Source organism: Enterococcus sp. AZ050 (assembly GCF_051715085.1).
GTDB lineage: Bacteria > Bacillota > Bacilli > Lactobacillales > Enterococcaceae > Enterococcus > Enterococcus faecalis.
The window spans coordinates 1801390-1823966 of the sequence record NZ_JBIOTC010000001.1 but is presented as its reverse complement, the minus strand read 5'-3'; the positions used below and the strand labels follow the sequence as shown (position 1 = coordinate 1823966).

The following is a 22577-nucleotide window of genomic DNA, read 5'->3' as shown; positions in this document are numbered from 1 at the left end:
TCTTATAATAAGCCGATTAAGTGGCCGACTACGCCGACTACGAATAAACCAAGAATGATAACGATTGGGCTAACTTTTTTCTTCAATAACCACATACATAAGAATGTAAGTAGTAATGGTGCTAGACCTGGAATCAATTGATCTAAGTTATCTTGTAAAGTAGTAACTTTCGTTGGTGAAAGCGCCAAGCCTTGGTTCACTTGTTCAAAGGCTTTATGCATTCCTTCACCGCCAGCAGGAAGTTTATCCCACTCGATATAAGCACCTTTGTCTAACTTAACTTGTGAGACAATTGGTAAGAACTTAATCGATACCCAACGTTGAACTAATGCGGCCAGTACGAACATCCCTAAAATAGAAGCACCTTTTGTAATATCTTGTAGTAAACCACCTGAAAGGTCATCAGTAATTTTAGAACCTGCTTTGTAACCAAACTCTTGTGTATACCACATGAATGACCAACGAATTAAGTTCCAAGCAACGAAGAATAAGATTGGGCCTAAGATGTTACCACCCATTGCTAAGGAAGCACCTAAAGCGCCTAACATTGGACGAACAGTAAACCAGAAAACTGGGTCACCGACACCGGCTAAAGGACCCATCATCCCAACTTTAACCCCTTGAATCGCTACGTCATCAACTGGTGCGCCATTGGCACGTTCTTCTTCCAAAGCTAATGTTACACCAAGGATTGGTGAGGCAATGTATGGGTGTGTATTAAAGAATTCTAAGTGACGTTTTAACGCCGCTGAACGTTCTTCTTTCGTTTTATATAATTTTTTGATTGCTGGAATCATTGAGAATGCCCAGCCGCCGTTTTGCATACGTTCATAGTTCCAAGAACCTTGGATAAATGTTGAACGCCAAGCTACAGCTAAACGATCTTTTTTAGTTAATTGAATTTTTTCTGCCATTTTCTTTGCTCCTCCTTCAGAATTAGTAGTCGTTTAAAATATCGCCTAATGGGTCGCCAGAGTTGCCTCCGCCATTTGAGTTAGAAGAACCGCCCATTTTAGATAAGTTCAAGTAAATAAGAGCTAAAGCGACACCTAAAGCACCTAATGCGATTAATGTTAATTGAGAAATCGCTGCGACTACGAAACCGATAATGAAGAATGGCCATACTTCTTTTGTTGCCATCATGTTGATTACTAATGCATAACCTACGGCAACGACCATACCACCACCGATAGCCATACCATCAGTTAACCAAGCTGGCATTGATTCTAAGAAATTACGAACAGTGTCAGCAGGAATGAATAGTAAAGCACCTGCTGGAATCGCAATACGAATACCTTGTAAACATACAGCGAAAATGTGTAACATTTCAACTTGTTTAATGTTGCCTTTTTCAGCAGCCGCATCCATCATGTGAACGATTGGAACCGCAACTGTCCGAACGATCATTGTTAAGAACAAACCTGCAACCGCTAAAGGAACTGCGATGGCAATCGCTGAAGGAACACCTTTAACACCTTGGCCACCTAAAACTAAAATAATTGCTGAGGCAACAGATGCTAAAGCGGCATCCGGTGCAACGGCAGCCCCGATGTTCGCCCAACCTAACGCGATCATTTGTAAAGTACCACCTAAAACAATTCCGGCTTCTAAATTACCAGTAACTAATCCGATTAATGTACATGCTACTAACGGTTGGTGGAATTGGAACTCATCCAAAATCCCTTCCATACCAGCTAGAAAGGCAACGAGTAAAACTAAAATAATTGATATAACAGACATGATAAGCCTCCTATTTTGATTTGTATTTGGCGAGTTACGCGTTTGCTAACTCATTTTTTGCTTTTTTCAAAATTTCGTCCATATTCGCTTTTGAATCATTTGGCACTTTACGCACATCAAATTTGATGCCTTTGGCTTTTAATTCATCAAACGTATCAACGTCTTCTTGACCCATTGATAATACTTTGCTTACAACGACTTTTCCAACAGAGTGAGCCATTGAACCAACGTTTACTTCTGGGATTTCTACGCCGCCTTCAACCACTTTTAAGACGTCTTCAGGATTTTCAAATAATAATAATGCTTTTGTATTGCCAAAACGTGGATCTTTCGCTACTTCAATCATTTTACTGATTGGAATAACATTGGCTTTTACTCCTGGAGGAGCTGCTTGTTCGATTAATTTCTTACGTAAGTCATCTTTTGCAACGGCATCAGAAACAACAATAATTCTGTTTGGTTGTGTTGCTTTTGTCCAAGCTGTTGCTACTTGACCATGTAATAAACGTGAATCAATACGTGCTAGCACAAATTTAATTTTGCCATCGCCAACAACTGTACCTGGTGGTAACGAACCTTTTGGCTGTGCATCTTCTGTCGCAGCAGCTTTTGGTGCTTCTGCTGGTTGTAACTCTTCTGGTTTAACTTTGACACCATCTTTTGCTGTTTCAAGAATGTGTGTCGCAATTTCTTGTGCTGATTCCATAGAGAAACGAGAAGCATATGCTTCAATAACCATTGGTAAGTTCATACCTGCAACGATTGCCCATTTGTCTTTATGATCTTCTAACAATGAGTTCGCTTGGTTAAATGGTGTTCCTCCCCATAGGTCAACTAAAAATAGTACTTCGTCTTGATTGTCAAACGATGCAATGGCTTCTTGCATTTTTGCTTTTACATCATCGGGACCTTCGCTAGGCATTAACGTAACTGCTTTTACATTTTCTTGTTCGCCAAAGATCATTGCACCAGATTGCAAGATCCCTTCAGCAAATTCACCGTGACTTGCTAGGATAATTCCTACCATTTTTATACCTCCTGTATAATTGATGTTTTTTTTCATGGTTGTACTGCTAAACGCTTTCACTTTTTGAAAAAAATCAGATAAATCAGATTCTGACAAAAATAAATGAAAAAATTTCAATAGTTCTTGATTTTTTTCAACATCAGCACTTGCCTTTATCAATACAGTTCATGAAGCAATGATGTTGGTCCTAGGCCACCACATCCTTTCAATGTCTTTCGTCTGTAAAAATGAACGTCAGCTGGCGTTATTTTCTTTGCTACGCTCTTTTTTCAGTAAATCCATCAAATTCACTTGGCTGTCTGCTGCGACTTTTCGAATTTCCAATTCAATACCTTGTTCATTTAAAAACAGAAATGCTTTTAAATCGTTGGCATCCACTGCGACTGCATTCGTAATCATTCGCTTGCCTGTGCTGAAACTCATTCCGCCAATATTCACAGAAGTTAGTTGTACACCGCCTTCGACCACTCGTTTCACGTCCAAAGGATTAGTGAATAACAACATGGCTCGAAACGAATCAAAACGAGGATCAGGGTAAACATCAATCATTTTTTGAACAGTGATGACATTTACTTTGACACCAGGTGGAGCAGCTTGAACCAACAAGGCTTTTCTCAAATTGTCATGAGCAACGGAATCACTAACCACTAAAATGCGATTAATGTTCGTCAATTTTGCCCAAACAGTTGCTACTTGGCCATGAATTAATCGATCATCAATTCGAGCTAAACGAATATCCATTACCATCGGGAATGCTCCTTTAAATTCATTTTTAAAGGTTAGGACCTTTGTCTTTTTACTTAAAAATTTAGGTAAAAAGGGACACCTTATTATAAGCAAGTTTCGTGCCAACTTTAGTGTATCGATTTGAAACCTAGAAAATTATAGGTTTTTTTAAGAAAATTAAAAAAACGATACACTAATAAATAGTGTATCGTTTTTTCTGTATTAATCTAGTGTATCAATTTCGGTGATTTTATCTTCGATACACTGAGCATTTTTGACTAACTGTGCGATAAAATAAACTTCTTCTGCTGGAATATCCATATTAAGAGCTTCTTCCATAGTCTCAATTGAGGCCACAATCACTGGATAAATTGGTTCTTGAACCAATCGACCAAGTTCCTTTTCTGAAACCGTCAGTGTATCATTCCGTAAAATACGCTCCAACATGCCCGATGTGTGCATAATCAAATTGATATAAAATGTGTACTCTTCTGGCATCGCTAATTGGGTTTGGATATTTTTAGCGAATGACCACAACAGATCAATGATTTTTTTTCCATTAATGAAAGTGAAACTTTGCTCCATATATTTGAGACAAATTTCTTTTGCTGCCGCTTCGTCCAACGGCTTATTCATTACTTCTTCTTTCCGCTCTGCTAGTAATTGCTGAATAATTTTTTCTGCTTCACCGGAAAAGAAATTTTCCATGGAAATATAAGGAACTCCAATTTTGGGATTGGTAATCCCAGTTGTCGCAATAATTTCATAGTCTTCTTGAATTTTAGCCAAGACTTCTTTCATATTTACAATGGACAAAGGAATCACTTCTAAATGCCAGTCTATTTGTGGCAAGACAGCTTCCTCAATAAGCTCTTTCATTCGGCGCGCAGTTCCTTCTCCAGAAGCGCAGATAGCAATAATTGCTCTTGTTTTCCAATTTTCAATGATTTGTTTCGTTTCACTTTGGCGAATATCGGCATAGCCATGAAAGTTTTTTAAAGACTCGTGAAGTGTTTCCAATTGCGTATCAATTAATGCGGTTTTGCGGGCCGCTTCAAGCACAATTGGCGTGGTCACCATGTCTACTGTCCGCACATCAATGCCTGTCTGGCGTACAATTTCTTCTGAAAACGTACTTAATGAACCCATGTCCACCAATAATAGTACGCCATTTTCTTCATTCACTTCACCAACTGCTTCAACGATTTTACGCAAAGCTTCTTTCGGTGGCATATCTAACGGCATATCCACAGCCTTCAAATTATCAACATTTAACAATTGAGAAACCACTTGTACCATACTGCTAGCGGTACTATTTCCGTGCGCAGCCACGACAATGCCAATCCGGCCAGCCTCAGGATTTTCTCTTAAAGAAATGAGCAAAACAGCTAAATAGTAACTTTCAGATTCAGGAATCTCCATCTGATAACTACTTTCAATAATATTTTTAATTTCTTTCGCTGTTTCAAACTCTGTTGGATAATCTAAAACCATATTTCGAATACTTTCATTTAAAGGATGCTTAGGATCTTTGCCTAATTGGATGCGTTTCAAGAAAGAACTAATGTGTAAACTCATTGCATAAATAAAATTGGGTTGAAACGAATACGATAACCGCTTCGCAGCAAAATTATAAATTTTCTTAGTGACATCAATAATTCGTTGGTCAACAATTTCAGCCAATTTATTTTCTGTATCAAAGGTGAACCCATAATCTTTGTAGAAAGATTTTAAATGAACATTGATATCCGTTGTAATAAAATTATTAATTAGTTCTTGGTCCAAGCCGTCTGCTTTTAAGAGAGCCGCTTTATCTCCAATAATCTCATATAGATTGTAAGGCAATTCATAGGCATCTGACTGAATAGCTACTAAAGATTCATTTGGTGATACCACTAATTGCGGTTCCAGATATTTCGATAACTCCGACAATACTTCTCGATTACTGGCAAGTTGCATAATGCCTTCTTTAATATTGTCCGTTAATTCGTCCATCGTAATCATTAATTCCTCTTGTTCCATCTGATTAAGGAACCCTCGCGCAGTCACAAGTTGCACATTCGATTTTAGCTGACCGACATTTCCATAAGAAACACTTCCGATTAACGCTTTGACCACATCTTCTGACAAAGAGATTCGCCGTTGAATCCGCGCTGCTTCCATTGAAACCATCACTTTTAGGAGGTCAATTTTTTCTTTCGCAGGACGGTCACTAAAGTTCGGTAATTGAATGATAATCGGAATGCGTCGCACAAAAGTATTCAATAAAGAAGAAGTAGGATTCTCCGTCGTAGCACAAATAATCCGAACATCCGCATGATGTGATTTCACTGTTTCACCTAAACGCGCGTACACGCCGTGATCCATAAAATAAAAAATCATTTCTTGTCCTTCGGGTGGTAACCGATGTACTTCATCTAAAAACAGAATGCTGCCATCTGCTTCATCAATAATCCCTTCTTTTGCTTTCGTAGCGCCTGTGAAGGCCCCTTCTACATACCCAAATAAATGCGACATCAAAAGTTCTGGATTATGCGCATAGTCTGCACAGTTAAATACCACAAACTCTTTTTCTTTGGCCACAATTTGGTTCAGCTTCGCAAATTGAAACATGGCATGAGCAAAATAAGTTTTCCCAGAACCTGTTGGTCCAGTAATTAAACAATTCAAGCCTTTTGGCGGATATAAAATCGCTGCTTTGGCTTGTTCCACCGGCGTTTTCATGCTTCCAGCTGAACCGATAATTTTTTTGAAAATATCTTCAACTTCTGGGGTTTTGCTGGTCGTGACTACTGGTTCAACCAATGGTTCGATAAAAGTTTTTGTGGAGTGATCCATTGATTTTTCCCGATAACTTTTAACTGGCTTAGTTAATGGTCGATGCTGAAACGCCACCTGCGCGACATATTTTACTGGACGACCAGATAATTTTTTCAAGCGCCCTTCACGAACGAGTTGATTCAAATCTTTACTAGCATTGGTCCGCTGAATGTTTAAACGTTCTGAAATTTCTTGTGTCGTGACTCCCGCATCACTTGTTAAGGTCATTGGCGTTAAATTCTTCGTTTGCTCTTTAACATATTGATAGATTTTTTCAATCCGCTTCATTTTTGCTGGCTCCTTTAATCGATACACTAATTAATTTACATGATACAGTGTATCATTAAAAAAATACACTAAAAACCCTTTCATGAAAAAAATTTCTGTTTCACATGAAACATTTTGAAAAAACGCCTTTTTTTCTATAAAAAACCCACCTTTTTATTCGTTTCTGTAAAAAGATTGAAACTCCTTGAAAAAAGGTTCTGTAGCCGATATAATGCAGAGAGGTTCAAGAATATATTAAAAGCGAGGAAAACAATTGATTACTGTTAATGATGTAAGTTTACAATTTCCAGATCGTAAACTTTTTGAAGAAGTGAATATTAAATTTACTCCTGGCAACTGTTACGGCTTAATCGGCGCAAACGGTGCAGGAAAATCAACGTTTCTTAAAATTTTATCAGGTGAGATTCAACCGACAACTGGCGTGGTTTCAATGGGTCCTAATGAGCGACTAGCGACGCTGAAACAAAATCACTTTGACTACGAAGACTACACTGTTTTAGAAACTGTAATTATGGGACATAAACGTCTTTACGAAGTAATGAAAGAAAAAGATGCTATCTATATGAAAGAAGATTTTTCAGATGAAGATGGGATTCGTGCCGCAGAACTAGAAGGCGAATTTGCTGAACTTGACGGTTGGGAAGCAGAACCTGAAGCAGCTGTTTTACTCCAAGGGCTAAACATTCCAGAAGAATTACATGATCAAAAAATGAGCGAATTAACAGCTGGTCAAAAAGTCAAAGTATTATTAGCTCAATCTCTTTTTGGTAAACCAGATGTCTTACTATTAGACGAGCCGACAAATGGTTTAGATACCCGCTCAATCAATTGGTTAGAAGAATTTTTAATCAACTTTGAAAATACCGTTATCGTGGTTTCCCATGACCGTCATTTCCTAAACAAAGTCTGCACTCACATGGCAGATTTAGACTTTAGTAAAATCAAACTTTACGTTGGTAACTATGATTTCTGGTTGGAATCAAGCCAACTAGCGACAAAACTGCAAGCACAATCTAATGCCAAAAAAGAAGAACAAATCAAAGAATTACAAGACTTTATCGCTCGTTTTAGCGCCAATGCCTCAAAATCAAAACAAGCAACGTCTCGTAAAAAAATGTTAGATAAAATTACCTTAGATGACATTCAACCTTCCTCTCGTCGTTATCCATTCGTTGGTTTTACACCAGAACGTGAAATCGGCAATGACTTATTACAAGTTGAAAATGTCTCTGTAACGATTGATGGCAAAAAAATCTTAGATAATATCTCGTTCAACTTAACAAAAGATGATAAAGTGGCATTCATCGCTGACTCAGATATTACAACGACTACGTTATTCAAAGTGATTATGGGCGAAATTACTCCCGATACAGGTTCTGTTCGTTGGGGCGTTACAACTAGCCAAGCTTATTTACCAAAAGACAACAGCAAAGACTTTGAAGAGCCATTAACCATTTTAGATTGGTTACGTCAATTTGCTGGTAAAGAAGAAGATGACAATACGTTCTTACGTAGTTTCTTAGGTCGGATGTTATTCTCTGGTGAAGAGGTACTAAAACCAGTCAATGTTCTTTCCGGAGGCGAAAAAGTGCGTGTCATGCTTTCAAAATTAATGCTTTCCAAAGCCAATGTCTTAGTTTTAGATGATCCAACGAACCACTTAGACTTAGAATCAATTACTGCGTTAAATGATGGGTTGATGGCTTTCACTGGTTCAATTCTTTTTGCTTCACATGACCACCAATTTATCCAAACATTAGCGAACCGAATTATTGCTGTTTCTGATAAAGGGGTTATTGATCGGGCAGAAACAACCTATGATGAATTCTTGGAAAACCCAGAAATTCAAAAACAAATGGACGTTTTATTCAGTTCAGATTATTAAAAAAATAGAGAAGTCATTAAAAAATGACTTCTCTATTTTTTATTTTCTTTTTTCACCAAAAGAAAACACAGCAATACAACCTATTCCGGTATGACTAGTAATGGTGGGTCCTAGAGGATAAATCAGTATCTCATTAACTTCTATTTCTTTTTCAATTAATTCTTTGACTTTTTCCGCGTCATCTTTCGTTCCTGCATATGCAATCAATAGTGTTTGTTTCATTGGCTCTACAATGCCTTGAATCGTTTCTTGCGCAATCTTTTGCAAGGACTTGTTTCGTCCACGAGTTTTACCAACGGATGCTAGTTTGCCTGCCGCATCCACGCGAATAATTGGTTTAATGTTCATTAAGCCACCAAGTGCAGCCGCTGTTTTAGAAATCCGTCCGCCACGTTCTAAATGTTTTAAATCATCTACCGTTACCCACGAGTGAAGTTTCATTTTTTGCTCTTCAAGATAGGCAACAACTTCTCCTAATGAATGACCATCTGTTTGTAATCGAATGGCTTCTCGGACTAACATCCCTTGACCTAAGCTAGCTGCTTTTGTGTCAATAATATGAATTTCTACATTATCATATTCTTCTTTTAACATCTCTACTGATTGCAACGCACTTTGATAAGAGCCACTTAACCCAGATGAAAAAGCTAAATAAATCACCGGTAACCCTTGCTCCACAAAAGGACGGAAAAATTCATTGTAGCGTCCTACATTAACTTGAGAGGTAGTGGGCATACTTCCATTTTTAATAGCCGTTAAGAAGTTCTGATAATCAAACGTTTCACCTAAATCATCGCGATATTCTTTCCCGTCAATTTGAATATTCATGCTAATAAAAGGTACTTGGTTTTCTTTTAAGTATGTATACGGCAAGTCACAACAAGAATCTGTCACTAATTGATAATTCACGGACAATTGCCCCCTTCATGTTTTCTTTTATTTTACCATAGTTTTTCATTTTTATATAAAATTAAAAAAGAACGTAAAGGCTGAACTGGCATAAGCCATCCTTTACGTTCCCTTAAAAATCTGCTTAAATTTGTGCCCAAACGCTTTCTAAAACGTTCGTTTGGTTACGGTCTGGACCTACAGAGAATGTTGAAATGCGCACACCAACTAATTCTGAAATCCGATGCACGTAGTTACGAGCATTAGCTGGTAAATCGGCTAAAGTTTTGCAACCAGTGATATCTTCAGACCAACCTGGTAATTCTTCATAAACTGGTTTACAGCGGCTTAATTCTTTCAAGCTTGCTGGATAATGATAAATTAATTCACCATCAAGTTCATAAGCTGTACAAATTTTCACCGTTTCTAAACCACTTAACACGTCAATCGAGTTTAATGACAAGTTTGTAATCCCTGATACACGTTTTGAATGACGCATAACTACTGAATCAAACCAACCGACACGACGCGGACGTCCTGTTGTTGTTCCGTATTCTTTACCGACACGACGAATGGTTTCTCCTGTTTCATCAAATAATTCTGTTGGGAATGGGCCGTCACCGACACGTGAAGTGTACGCTTTGCAGACACCAACCACTTTATTAATTTTTGATGGACCAACGCCACTACCGATAGTTACGCCACCAGCTACTGGATTAGAGGAAGTAACAAATGGATAGGTTCCTTGATCGATATCCAACATGACACCTTGTGCCCCTTCAAATAAAACCCGTTTTCCAGCATCTAATGCATCATTTAAAATAACCGAAGTATCTGTAACATATTGTTTAATTTGTTGTCCGTATTCATAGTATTCTTCAAAAATATCATCAAATTCAATGGCTTCGCTATCAAACATTTTAACGAATTGACGATTTTTTTCTTCTAAGTTGATTTGCAAACGTTCCGCAAAAATTTCTTTATCCAATAAATCAGCGATACGGATTCCCACCCGTGCTGCTTTATCCATGTAGGCTGGGCCAATTCCTTTAATCGTTGTCCCAATCTTGTTTTCACCTTTCGCATCTTCTTGCAATTGATCCAATTTAATATGATACGGCAAGATGACATGGGCACGATCTGAAATACGTAAATTATCAGTGGCAACATTATTTTCTTTTAAATAAGCTAATTCTTTTACTAAAGATTTTGGATTCACAACTACGCCGTTACCAATTACACTAATTTTTTCTTTATAGAAAATCCCTGAAGGAATTAAATGTAATTTATACGTTACGCCGTCGAATTTAATGGTATGTCCGGCGTTATCTCCGCCTTGGTAACGAGCGATCACTTCTGCGTTTTCACTTAGAAAGTCTGTAATTTTTCCTTTACCTTCGTCGCCCCATTGCGTTCCAACAACTACTACTGATGACATTCGAACACCTCGTTCATAATTTTTTTGTCCTGAATCATTGTACCAGTAAAACCAGTCCCTTTCAAGGGTAAAAATCGAATATTCTTTCACAATCAAAAGCGTTTCTGTCAAAAATACGAACATTTTTAGTTATGTTTTTGTAAAATAATAAAATATACGAATATTGTTCGTGTTTTACTCTCTGATTTTAATCCCTTAATAAGCAAAAAAACGAACTCAAAAAATGAGTTCGTTTTTTAAAATTCTGTCCTCGGCGAAAGCGAAGAAAATTTATTATATTCTTTAATGAAAAGTAATTCGACCGTTCCACGCGCACCACTACGGTTTTTCTCAATGATGACTTCTACAACATTGTCAACTTCTGGTGGCTCATGATCGCCGTCTTCTCCTTCACCACGATCGTAGTAATCATCACGATAAAGAAAGGCAACGATATCGGCATCTTGCTCAATGGAACCTGATTCACGAATATCACTTAACACAGGACGTTTATCTTGACGTTGTTCCACGCCACGAGAAAGCTGTGACAAAGCGATAACCGGGACTTTTAATTCTTTCGCTAATTTTTTTAATTGACGTGAAATATCAGAAACCTCCTGTTGGCGGTTCTCTTTTCCAGTTCCTTCAATCAATTGTAGGTAGTCGATCAAAATTAGACCTAAGTTGCCTTTTTCTTGTGCTAATTTACGACATTTCGCACGAATTTCGGTAATTTTAATCCCTGGTGTGTCATCAATATAGATATTCGCACGGGACAAACTACCCATCGCAATAATTAAGTTTTGCCATTCTTCTTCAGATAATTGCCCTGTTCTTAAATGGCTGGCCTCAATGGATCCTTCTGCACAAAGCATCCGGTTCACTAATGACTCTGCCCCCATTTCTAAACTAAAAATAGCGACAGCTTTATCTGTTTTGGTGCCGACATTTTGGGCAATATTTAATGCAAAAGCGGTTTTCCCTACCGCTGGACGGGCCGCTAGAATGATTAGCTCTTCCGCTTGCAAGCCAGCAGTCATTTTATCCAATGCTTGATAGCCTGTAGGTAAACCAGTAATCTCTTCATCATTTTGGTATAATTGGTCAATATTCGCAATAGTTGTATTTAGAACATCTGAAATTGATAAAAAGCCACTGCGATTCCGCTTTTCAGAGACTTCTAAAATGCTTCGTTCTGCATCATCCAAAATAGATTCAACATCTTCACCTTGCTCAAAGCCTTTAGTTACAATCTCTGTAGCGGTTTGGATTAAGTTGCGCAGCAACGATTTTTGTTCAACAATTTTTGCATAATAAATGACATTGGCAGCTGTCGGTACAGCTAAAGCTAAATCTGACAGATAACTTAGTCCACCAACATCTTCTAACAAATTCTCTTGTTCTAGGCGATCTTTGATTGTTACCACATCAATCGCTTCATTTCGGTCGCTTAAGGTCATCATCGTTTGGAAAATCAACTGATGACTACGACGATAGAAATCTTTAGGTTCCACATATTCCATCGCTTCTATTAGCACATCTGCATCTAAGAAAATAGAACCTAAAACGGCTTGTTCCGCTTCAATATTTTGTGGCGGTACCCTATCTTGCAATAATTCATTCATTTTGTTCTCTCCCACGATGTCTTACTTTCTGGTTCATTTAGTCTATCCATTTTAACACAATTTCATTAAAAAAAGTACATTTTTTCTCTGCTGATTTCTCTATTTTTAGTTCACTTTCCAATTTTAAAAAATATACAATTAATAAAAATATAATACTTTCGTTAATTTAAATTGTTGTGTATTTGATTTTTAAATATTATAAAAAATAATTTGAGTAATTTATTTTGCGTAAAAAAGAAGCCGGAGAAATCGGCTTCTTTTTTATCGATTGTATTATTCCGCTACGACATGAACCTTAATTTTCGCTGTAACTTCATGATGTAGTTTGACTGGTACGTTAGTGTAGCCTAGAGAACGAATTGGGTTGGCTAATTCGATTTTTCGTTTATCCAATTTTACATTGTATTGTTTGTTTAAGGCTTCTGCAATTTGTTTTGAAGGAATTGAGCCAAATAAACGGCTGTCTTCTCCAGCTTTTGCCTTGATCTCTACAACAGTCTTTTCATCTTCTAAAAAGGCTTGCATTTCTTTTGCTTGTGCTAAAACTTCTGCTTCATGTTTTTCTTGGGCTTTCTTTTGACCCGCTAACGCACTCATGCTCCCTTTATTGGCTTCTTTCGCATAACCATTTTTAATTAAAAAGTTTTGGGCGTAACCAGTTGGCACTTCTTTTACGTCCCCTTTTTTTCCTTTTCCTTTAACGTCTTGTAAAAAAATGACTTTCATTTCCTTCACTCCTGTTCATACATTTCATTAATATTTTGACGAATTACATCAAGTAGTTGCTCTTTTACTTCTGCTACTGTTACGTTTGATAATTGTACTGCCGCATTAGTAAAGTGACCGCCACCACCTAAATTTTCCATAATAATTTGGACATTAATTGAACCATTACTCCGAGCACTAATGCCAATCTGTTGATCCGTCCGCTTGGTAATGACAAATGCTGCATTAATCCCTGCCATAGAAAGTAATGTGTCCGCTGTTTTGGCAGCTGTGACACTATCATATTCTTTGTCTTCACTCCCGGCAACAACGACGGTATCTTTTGTGACATATTCGCTTTTAGAGATTAAGTTGTTCATTTCCAGATAGCTTGTAAGATCAGAACTTAATAGATATTGTACTAAAGATGAGTCTGCTCCACAAGTTCGTAAATAACTAGCCACATCAAATGTTCGCGCTGTCGTTCGTGTATTGAAACTTTTCGTATCAACCACAATTCCCGCCAACATCATGGTTGCTTCAAAGGCCTGCAGTTTATTTGCGCTATTACTTTGGTATTCGATCAATTCTGTGACTAATTCTGAAGCAGAAGAGGCAGAAGATTCAATATAAGAAAGCAAGGGTTTTGCTGGAAATTCGTCTCCTCGTCGATGGTGATCAATGATTACCACTTTATCAAAACGCTCATAGAGCTCTTGTGAGATCGATAGAGACGGTTTATGGTAATCTACCATAACTAATAAGCTACTTTCTTTCTTGCGCTTCATGGCCTCTTTAGGACTAATAATGCGCTCTTCTAATTCTGGGTACTCTTTAATCGCCTCTAACACTCTTTTGACATCGGGAATGATTTCATTTTCATCTAAAACAATCCACGCTTTTCGATTATTAAACGAAGCTAAACGAGCAACACCAAATGCTGAACCTAACGCATCCATATCTGGATAACGATGGCCCATAATATAGATGTCAGCAGATTCCGCAATAATTCCCTTAATTGCCATGCTCATTGCACGAGAACGTACTTGGGAACGTTTCGTCGTTACTGCCGTTTTTCCACCAAAAAATAACGGCTTCGCTTCATCTTTGGCTTCTTTTACAACCACTTGATCGCCGCCACGTACTAAAGCTGTATCTAGGTTTGTTTGAGCCGTGGTCCCGGTTTGATCTAATGTTGGCCCCCCATAAGCAATCCCCATACTTAACGTAATGGCTACTTCATGGTTAGCTGATTCCTTACGGATCGTATCCAAAATAGAAAATTTTTCGTCCATCATTTTTTGAATATCTTCCCATTGGGCAATGAAAAAATAACGTTCTGCATTGATTCGCTTATAAAAAACTTTGTATTGGTCCATCCAATCAGAAACCATCGTCGTAATGAAACTATTCAAATAAGAAATTTCTTTCTCATCCATTGTATCGGTGACATCATCATAATTATCGACAGACACAATGCCAATAGCCGTTTGCATTTCGACTTTTTCTTGATACAAATTACTTTCTTTAGTGATATCTTCAAAAGTAATTGTATGTTGTTCTTTATTGACGCTAAAGCGATAGGTATTTTCGTCAATCGTAAAAATATCTTGGTTTCGTTCTGCTAATTCTAAATAAGACGTAACTTGGCTAGCGGTTAACGTTAGCTGATTGTCTTTATTAAAAATAGAAGCAGCATAAGGATTAAGCCATTCTACCGCGCGTGTTTCCCCGTTATACGTAATAATTCCCACAGGTACTTCATTTACAACATAATCCAACGATTGTTCAGCAATGGAACTTGCTTCTTGAATCTTTTCTACGTTTGTAATTTCTACATCTCTAATCAACAGCCGAATAACCACTAAGAGAAAGATATCTAATGCGATAATTACCGCCAATAGCAGCCATTTATTTGTTAGTAAGAAATAGAGGAGAAATTCTACTAAGAGAAGACCCACAACAATTAAGAAACCGTTTTTTTGAATTCTCTTCTTTTGCATTTTTTTTTGCCTCCAATCTTTCTGCAGACCTTTGAGGCGACTTGTTCCAACGAGCATATTGCTCTGGTGATTCACTAGTTATTTCATCCTTTATTTTATCACAAAACACTTCATTCTGCGAACCTTGTTATGTTTCACGTGAAACACTAGTCAAGATAAAAAAGAACCAAAGAGCAAGCTCTTTGGTTCTGGAAATTGTCATAAAATTATTGTTCGTCACTAACGAATGGTAATAATCCCATGATACGTGCGCGTTTAATAGCAATCGTTAATTTACGTTGGTTTTTAGCGCCAGTACCTGTAACACGACGTGGTAAAATTTTGCCACGTTCTGAAATGAATCGTTTTAACAATTCAGTATCTTTATAATCGATGTATTCGATGTGGTTTGCTGCGATGTAGTCGACTTTACGACGTTTACGTCCGCCTCTTCTTTGTTGTGCCATTCTTGTTCCCTCCTATCAAATTCGTTTAGAATGGTAAATCATCATCTGAAATGTCGATAGATGAACCTGAGCCACCAAATGGATCAGAATCTTTATCGAAATCAGGCATACCGTTATTGTTTTGCGACTGAGAAGATGATGGATTGAAACTATTGTTGTTGTTATTAAATCCAGAACCGGCATTGTTATTACCAAAGCTACGATTTTGTGATTGATAACCATTTTCGTTGTTATTAAAGCTACCGCCGCCAGTTCCTCTTTGTTCTGAAGCAGAACGAGATTCTAACAATTGGAAGTTTTCACAAACCACTTCAGTTACGTAGACACGTTGACCTTGTTGGTTCTCGTAGTTACGAGTTTGAATTCTTCCGACAACACCTAATAATGTACCTTTACGGGCATAATTAGCCATTGTTTCTGCGGGTTTACGCCAAATCACACAGTTGATAAAGTCTGCTTCACGGTCACCATTTTGATTCGTAAAGTTACGGTTTACAGCAAGTGTAAAGGTCGCAACAGCTGAACCACTAGCGGTGTAACGTAAGTCAGGATCTTTTGTCAATCTTCCGACTAATACAACGTTATTAATCATTCAAAACATCTCCTTTCGTCAATAAATGTTTCATGTGAAACAAATTATGCTTCTACCTTAACGATCATATGACGGATAATATCGTCATTGATTTTTGCTAAACGATCAAACTCGTTGATTGCGCCAGCTGTTGATGGAGAAGTAACATTAACGATATGATAGATGCCTTCACGGAATCCGTTCATTTCATATGCTAAGCGGCGTTTTTCCCAATCTTTAGATTCGATAACTTCTGCTCCGTTATCTTTTAAGATTGTGTCGAAACGTTCTACTAAAGCAGTTTTTGCTTCTTCATCAATGTTCGGACGAATAATGTACATGATTTCGTACTTCGTATCTTGACTCATTGATTTTCACCTCCCTATGGACTTCAAGGCTCTTAGTTGGCTAAGAGCAAGGAGAACATACCTAAAAAGGTAGTTCACAATCTCTAATTATATGCTAATTGATGGACAAAAGCAAGAAATAGTTTTGAAAAGCCCCAATAAAAAAGTTTCGCCAGTTGGCGAAACTTTTTTATGTTATTCTTCTGTTTCTGATGTTGTTTCTACAACTTCAACGATTTCTTCTTCCACTTCTTCTGGTTCTACAACGGCCATTGTTACCACTTTGGCACCATCTTCCATTCTCATTAAACGAACCCCTAATGTTGCGCGTCCTGTTTGAGAAACAGAATCAACGTTAAAGCGGATAATGACGCCTTTGTTCGTAATCAATAAGATATCTTCATCCCCATTGACCGTGGTTAAACCAGCTAATGGACCATTTTTCTCAGTGATATTTGCTGTCTTAATCCCTTTACCGCCACGTCCTTTAACTGGATATTCAGAAGCTTTTGTACGCTTACCATAACCATTTTCAGTAATGACTAGGACTTCTTTATTTTCATCCAGAATCGCTGCGCCGACCACATAATCATTTTCGCGGAGACGGATTCCCCGAACACCTGATGCTGTCCGGCCCATATCACGTACAGTATTTTCATCAAATGTGACAGAGTATCCTGCATGTGTTCCGATAATCATCTTCTGATTGCCATTAGTCGTTACCACGTTAACTAACTCATCATCTTCTTTTAAGCTAATGGCGATTAATCCATTACTACGGATATTAGAAAAGGCTGTTACGGCTGTCCGTTTGACGGTTCCTTTTAAGGTTGTGAAGAACAAGTATTTACCTGCTTCCGCTTTGCCCTCAACAGAAATAATCGCTTGAATTTTTTCTGCAGAATCAATTCCCAGTAAGTTGATCACTGGAATTCCTTTTGCTGTTCTACCGTACTCAGGGATTTCGTAACCTTTTGCTCGGTAAACTTTCCCAGTGTTCGTAAAGAATAATAACGTGTCGTGTGTTGAACAAGAAACTAGGTTTTTCACGAAATCATCATCATGAACGCCCATCCCTTGGACACCACGTCCGCCACGGCGTTGCGCCCGGAATTCAGAGTTTGCCATCCGCTTAATGTAGCCGTTATTGGTTAACGTAATCACGACTTCTTCTTCTTCGATTAAATCTTCATCTTCAAGACTTAAGACTTCACCTACTAATAATTCTGTGCGTCGTGCATCACCAAATTTTGTACGAACGTCATTTAACTCTGTTTTAATGATTTCAATGACGCGTTCTGGACGGGCTAAAATGTCCTCTAAGTCCGCAATGAATTTCAATAGCTCTTGATATTCATTTTCAATTTTGTCGCGTTCTAAGCCTGTTAAACGGCGTAAACGCATATCTAAAATCGCTTGCGCTTGACGATCTGAAAATTCAAAGCGTTCAATTAACGTTGCTTTTGCTTCGTCATCTGATTGTGATCCACGGATAATGGCAATGATTTCATCGATATGATCTAAGGCAATTCGGAGACCTTCTAAAATATGTGCCCGTGCTTCTGCTTTGTTTTTGTCAAAAATCGTCCGGCGAGTAATGACTTCTTTTTGATGCTCGACGTAGTTTTCTAAAATACGTTTCAAGCTTAAAATTTTCGGTACACCTTTTTCAATGGCTAACATGTTAAAACCAAAAGATGTTTGTAAGGCAGTCATTTTGTACAAGTTGTTTAACACAACAGAGGCACTCACATCTCGACGAACATCGATGACAATCCGCATGCCTTCACGAGAAGATTCATCCCGCAAATCGGTAATTCCTTCAATTCGTTTATCTCTGTGTAATTCAGAAATTCGTTCGATTAATTTGGCTTTATTCACCATATAAGGCAATTCAGTTACTAAAATACGTTCTTTTCCATTCGGCATTTCAGTCAATTCAACTTTTGCACGAACTGTAATCGAACCTTTCCCCGTTTCATATGCTCGGCGAATCCCTGATTTCCCCATCACTAAACCGCCTGTTGGAAAATCTGGTCCAGGTAACACTTCCATCAATTCATTCGTCGTTACATCAGGATTGTCCATCAATAAACTTGTTGCATCAATCACTTCACTTAAATTGTGTGGTGGAATATTTGTTGCCATCCCCACCGCAATCCCCGTTGTTCCGTTAACTAGTAAGTTTGGAAAACGAGCAGGTAAAACTACTGGTTCTTGTTCTGAATCATCATAGTTTCCTTGGAAATCGACTGTATTTTTGTTAATATCTCGTAGCATTTCTAAAGCAATTTTACTCATACGTGCTTCGGTATAACGCATAGCGGCAGCGCCGTCACCATCGACAGAACCGAAGTTTCCGTGGCCGTCAACTAACATAGCCCGATAACTAAAAGGTTGTGCCATCCGCACCATTGATTCGTAAATCGCACTGTCCCCATGGGGGTGATATTTACCCATAACATCCCCAACAATCCGGGCTGATTTTTTGTGTGGTTTATCAGGGGTTACCCCTAATTCGTTCATTCCATATAAGATTCGGCGATGAACAGGTTTTAAACCGTCACGAACGTCAGGTAACGCGCGGGCTACGATAACACTCATTGCGTAGTCAATGAAAGATTCTTTCATTTCGCTGGTCAGATTGACGTCTTGAATGTTTTCTTTAATTTCTTCACTCATGAATTTTTTCCCCTCTAAATATATGTTCTAGCGTCTCTTACAACGTTGCGACACATTAAATATCCAAGTTTTTCACGTAATGGGCATTTTCTTCGATAAACGCACGACGTGGTTCCACACGATCGCCCATTAGCATTTCAAAAATTTGGTCAGCTTCAATGGCATCATCGACACTCACTCGCGCCATTAATCGTTTTTCTGGGTCCATTGTTGTTTCCCAAAGTTGGTGATCATCCATTTCACCCAACCCTTTGTAACGTTGAACACTTGGTTTTGGTGAAGCAGGTAATTCTTCTAACACTTTTGCTAGTTCCTCTTCAGCATGTTTGCCCGGTTGAACGTAGGTGATGTTTTTCCCTTGTTTCACACCATATAGTGGTGGTTGGGCAATATACACATAACCAGCTTCAACAATTGGCCGCATGAAGCGATAGAACAAGGTTAATAACAACGTTCGAATATGCGCACCATCGACATCGGCATCGGTCATAATCACTAGTTTGTGATAACGTGCTTTAGAAACATCGAAATCTTCGCCGAAGCCTGTTCCCATAGCTGTAAATAATGACCGAATTTCTTCATTGGCTAAAATTTTATCCATGCTGGCTTTCTCGACATTCAAGATTTTCCCACGAATTGGTAAAATGGCTTGGAATTCACGGCTACGGCCTTGTTTTGCTGAACCGCCGGCCGAGTCTCCTTCGACGATAAATAATTCGCATTTTTCCGGATCTTTACTTGAGCAATCAGCCAGCTTCCCTGGCAAGTTGCTAATTTCTAAAGCGCCTTTACGACGGGTGACTTCACGGGCTCTTTTAGCGGCTAAACGAGCTTTTGAGGCCAACATACCTTTTTCGACAATTTGTTTACCGACTGTTGGATTTTCCATCAAGAATTTTGTAAAGTATTCTGAGAATAAACGATCCGTGACGGTCCGTACTTCTGAGTTTCCTAATTTCGTTTTGGTTTGTCCTTCAAATTGAGGATCTGGGTGTTTGATGGAAACCACTGCGGTTAAGCCTTCACGAACATCTTCCCCAGTTAATTTTTCATCGTTTTCTTTCATCAATTTTTGTTTACGTGCATAGTCATTAATCACACGTGTTAAAGAAGTTTTAAAACCAGATTCATGCGTTCCGCCTTCATAAGTATGAATATTGTTGGCAAAACTTAAAATATTTGAGTGGTAGCCATCTGTATACTGCATTGACACTTCCACTGTAATATCTTGTTGCTCTCCTTCAATGAAGATTGGCTCTGGGAAAATAACGTCTTTATTGGCATTTAAATGCTCAACATAACTCTTAATCCCGCCTTCATAGTGATACTCTTTTTTATCTTCTTGTCCTTCACGACGGTCTTCAATTGAAATGTGTAAGCCTCGATTTAAAAAGGCTAATTCACGAACCCGTGTTGCTAATTTATCAAAATCATAAACGGTTGTTTCTGTAAAAATTTCAGGATCTGGAATAAAGTGAACAGTGGTTCCGTGGCGATCCGTTTCTTCGATAACTTTTAGGTCATCAACAACCGCACCACGACGATATTCTTGGTAATACACTTTGCCATCTTTATAAACACGAACATCTAAACTGGTCGATAAAGCATTAACAACAGAGGAACCAACACCGTGCAAGCCACCTGATACTTTATAGCCGCCACCGCCAAATTTCCCGCCGGCATGTAGCACTGTAAACACTGTTTCCACAGCTGGGCGACCTGTTTTGGCTTGAATCCCGACTGGAATTCCACGACCATCATCGATAACAGTAATACTATCGTCTGGTTCGATAATTACTTGAATTGATTTAGCAAATCCTGCTAAGGCTTCGTCGATAGAGTTGTCAACGATTTCCCATACTAAGTGGTGTAACCCTTCGCCACTAGTAGAACCTATGTACATACCAGGACGTTTCCGGACAGCTTCTAAGCCCTCCAAAACTTGAATCTGACTAGCGTCATATTCTTGCGCACGTTCTCTCATGTTTTTTTCTTCTTCTGTCATGTCGCTGAATTCCTTCCTATCTTGCCTTGTTGAACATAAAAAATATCTGGTTCAACTGTTAGCTTGTCTTTTATGTGATCTAAACTAGTTGTCGTTAAGAACGTTTGAACTTTGCCTTCAATCGTTTCTAACAAGTGAATTTGACGTTCATTATCTAATTCACTCATGACATCATCTAGTAATAACACAGGATATTCTCCTGTTTCTGAATGCATCAAATCAATCTCTGCCAATTTAATACTTAAAGCTGTCGTTCGCTGTTGGCCTTGTGAGCCATACGTTTGAACATTTTGACCATTGACAATAAACAGCAAATCGTCACGATGAGGGCCTAAAAAAGTATTCGCTTTAAACAATTCACGCTTACGATTGTTCATTAATTGTTGGAGCAATTGATTTTGAAGTGCTTCTAAGGAAAGATCCGTGTTGTCAATTGGGATGCTTGATGCGTAGTCAATGGTGAGCGTTTCGCGTCCATGACTAATTTTTTGATGGAGTAAGTTTGCCCAGTGTTCTAATTTTTTAAGAAAACCTAACCGAGCGTATAGAACTTTCCCGCCAAATTCAGCTAGCTGTTCTGTCAAAATATCCAGATAAACAGTATCTGTTTGTTTCTTTTCAGCTAGTTGTTTTAGGTATTGGTTCCGTTGCTTTAAAACAGACTGATATTGGACAAGATCATAAAGATAAATAGGACTCACTTGTCCGAGTTCCATGTCAATAAATTTCCGGCGGACTTGAGGTGAGCCTTTCACCAAAGATAAATCTTCTGGGGCAAATAAAATAACATTCAGTTGCCCAATGTACGCACTGAGCCTTTTTTGCTCAATGTGGTTAACCTTGGTTTTACGTCCTTTGTTGGAAATTAAAATTTCCAACGGCACGGTGCCTGTCTTTTTTTCAACCACACCGCTAATTTTAGCTGCTGCTTGTTCCCAGCCAATTAATTCTTTTTCATTGCTGGTTCGATGACTTCGTGTCATTGCTAGAACATAAATGCTTTCTAACAAGTTGGTTTTTCCTTGGGCGTTTTCGCCTAAAAAAAGATTTAACGTTTTTGGAAAATCTAAGCTGACTGTTTCATAATTACGATAATGCTGAAGTGTCAGCTCATTCAGCCGCATCGTCGGACTCGTTTCCGTTTTTCACCATAAAAAAAGTACCTTCTTCAGGTATCTCAATCATCATGCCCGCATAAAGTTTCCGTCCGCGACGATTTTCCAACTCGCCATCAACAAACACGCTATTGTCTGCCAAATACCATTTGGCTTGGCCGCCACTACCAATGACGTTGATTTCTTTAAGAAACTGACCAAGCGTTATATACTCAGTTGCTAAAACAAACGTTTTTTTCAATGTGCATCCCTCTTTTTTCTAATACGTTCTCATATATATTATACCC

Annotated in this window: 18 protein-coding genes; 1 reads left to right on the top strand and 17 read right to left on the bottom strand. The window is 38.3% G+C overall.

The annotated features are described in order from the left end of the window. Window positions 1-2: 2 nt before the first annotated feature. The 5 genes from IGJ04_RS08805 to IGJ04_RS08785 form a co-directional block, all read right to left on the bottom strand. Entirely contained in the window at window positions 3-914 is a 912-nt protein-coding gene (locus IGJ04_RS08805) for a PTS system mannose/fructose/sorbose family transporter subunit IID (protein ID WP_002356032.1), read from the bottom strand. Window positions 915-936: 22 nt separating this feature from the next. Continuing rightward, window positions 937-1740 carry a PTS mannose/fructose/sorbose transporter subunit IIC gene (locus IGJ04_RS08800; protein ID WP_002356031.1) on the bottom strand — a complete coding sequence of 268 codons (804 nt, stop codon included), beginning with the start codon at window positions 1738-1740 and terminating at the stop codon, window positions 937-939. A gap of 34 nt (window positions 1741-1774) precedes the next feature. Further along, a complete protein-coding gene (locus tag IGJ04_RS08795) occupies window positions 1775-2767 on the bottom strand; it encodes a mannose/fructose/sorbose PTS transporter subunit IIA (RefSeq protein ID WP_002356030.1) in 993 nt (330 codons plus the stop codon). 234 nt (window positions 2768-3001) lie between these two features. Beyond that, window positions 3002-3514 carry a mannose/fructose/sorbose PTS transporter subunit IIB gene (locus tag IGJ04_RS08790; RefSeq protein ID WP_002385473.1) on the bottom strand — a complete coding sequence of 171 codons (513 nt, stop codon included), beginning with the start codon at window positions 3512-3514 and terminating at the stop codon, window positions 3002-3004. A gap of 201 nt (window positions 3515-3715) precedes the next feature. Continuing rightward, window positions 3716-6601: a sigma 54-interacting transcriptional regulator gene (locus IGJ04_RS08785; protein WP_438840126.1), complete on the bottom strand. Its 2886-nt coding sequence runs from the start codon at window positions 6599-6601 to the stop codon at window positions 3716-3718. Between the two features lie 253 nt (window positions 6602-6854). Here IGJ04_RS08785 and IGJ04_RS08780 point away from each other — a divergent pair, with 253 nt between their 5' ends. Then, a complete protein-coding gene (locus IGJ04_RS08780; protein ID WP_002359215.1) occupies window positions 6855-8486 on the top strand; it encodes an ABC-F family ATP-binding cassette domain-containing protein in 1632 nt (543 codons plus the stop codon). A gap of 39 nt (window positions 8487-8525) precedes the next feature. Here IGJ04_RS08780 and IGJ04_RS08775 read toward each other — a convergent pair whose 3' ends face one another. From IGJ04_RS08775 to yaaA, 12 genes are all read right to left on the bottom strand, one after another. Continuing rightward, the gene (locus tag IGJ04_RS08775) at window positions 8526-9395 is read right to left on the bottom strand and encodes a DegV family protein (protein WP_002359214.1); all 870 of its coding nucleotides are present in this window, start codon (window positions 9393-9395) and stop codon (window positions 8526-8528) included. 124 nt (window positions 9396-9519) lie between these two features. Beyond that, entirely contained in the window at window positions 9520-10812 is a 1293-nt protein-coding gene (locus IGJ04_RS08770) for an adenylosuccinate synthase (RefSeq protein ID WP_002359213.1), read from the bottom strand. Between the two features lie 236 nt (window positions 10813-11048). Then, window positions 11049-12416, bottom strand: a complete 1368-nt coding sequence (gene dnaB / locus IGJ04_RS08765; protein WP_002381331.1) for a replicative DNA helicase — start codon at window positions 12414-12416, stop codon at window positions 11049-11051. Between the two features lie 273 nt (window positions 12417-12689). Continuing rightward, complete coding sequence (gene rplI / locus IGJ04_RS08760) at window positions 12690-13142, bottom strand: 50S ribosomal protein L9 (RefSeq protein WP_002356023.1); 453 nt, start codon at window positions 13140-13142, stop codon at window positions 12690-12692. Window positions 13143-13147: 5 nt separating this feature from the next. Next, window positions 13148-15124, bottom strand: a complete 1977-nt coding sequence (locus tag IGJ04_RS08755; protein WP_002356022.1) for a DHH family phosphoesterase — start codon at window positions 15122-15124, stop codon at window positions 13148-13150. 206 nt (window positions 15125-15330) lie between these two features. Continuing rightward, on the bottom strand, window positions 15331-15570 hold the full coding sequence (gene rpsR, locus IGJ04_RS08750; protein ID WP_002356021.1) for a 30S ribosomal protein S18: 240 nt from the start codon (window positions 15568-15570) through the stop codon (window positions 15331-15333). A 25-nt stretch (window positions 15571-15595) separates the two neighbouring features. Beyond that, the gene (ssb, locus tag IGJ04_RS08745) at window positions 15596-16162 is read right to left on the bottom strand and encodes a single-stranded DNA-binding protein (RefSeq protein ID WP_002364599.1); all 567 of its coding nucleotides are present in this window, start codon (window positions 16160-16162) and stop codon (window positions 15596-15598) included. Window positions 16163-16206: 44 nt separating this feature from the next. Beyond that, window positions 16207-16509 carry a 30S ribosomal protein S6 gene (gene rpsF, locus IGJ04_RS08740; protein ID WP_002356019.1) on the bottom strand — a complete coding sequence of 101 codons (303 nt, stop codon included), beginning with the start codon at window positions 16507-16509 and terminating at the stop codon, window positions 16207-16209. A 174-nt stretch (window positions 16510-16683) separates the two neighbouring features. Continuing rightward, window positions 16684-19170 (bottom strand): DNA gyrase subunit A, encoded by a 2487-nt coding sequence (gene gyrA / locus IGJ04_RS08735; protein WP_010821259.1) that lies wholly within the window; start codon window positions 19168-19170, stop codon window positions 16684-16686. Between the two features lie 55 nt (window positions 19171-19225). Further along, window positions 19226-21175, bottom strand: a complete 1950-nt coding sequence (gene gyrB, locus IGJ04_RS08730; protein ID WP_002359210.1) for a DNA topoisomerase (ATP-hydrolyzing) subunit B — start codon at window positions 21173-21175, stop codon at window positions 19226-19228. Further along, window positions 21172-22299 (bottom strand): DNA replication/repair protein RecF, encoded by a 1128-nt coding sequence (gene recF / locus IGJ04_RS08725; RefSeq protein WP_438840125.1) that lies wholly within the window; start codon window positions 22297-22299, stop codon window positions 21172-21174. The genes gyrB and recF overlap by 4 nt, the downstream gene beginning before the upstream one ends. Further along, window positions 22286-22531, bottom strand: coding sequence for a S4 domain-containing protein YaaA (yaaA, locus tag IGJ04_RS08720; protein ID WP_002356015.1), 246 nt, complete (start codon window positions 22529-22531; stop codon window positions 22286-22288). Before yaaA ends, recF begins: the two co-directional genes overlap by 14 nt. Between the last annotated feature and the right edge of the window lie 46 nt (window positions 22532-22577).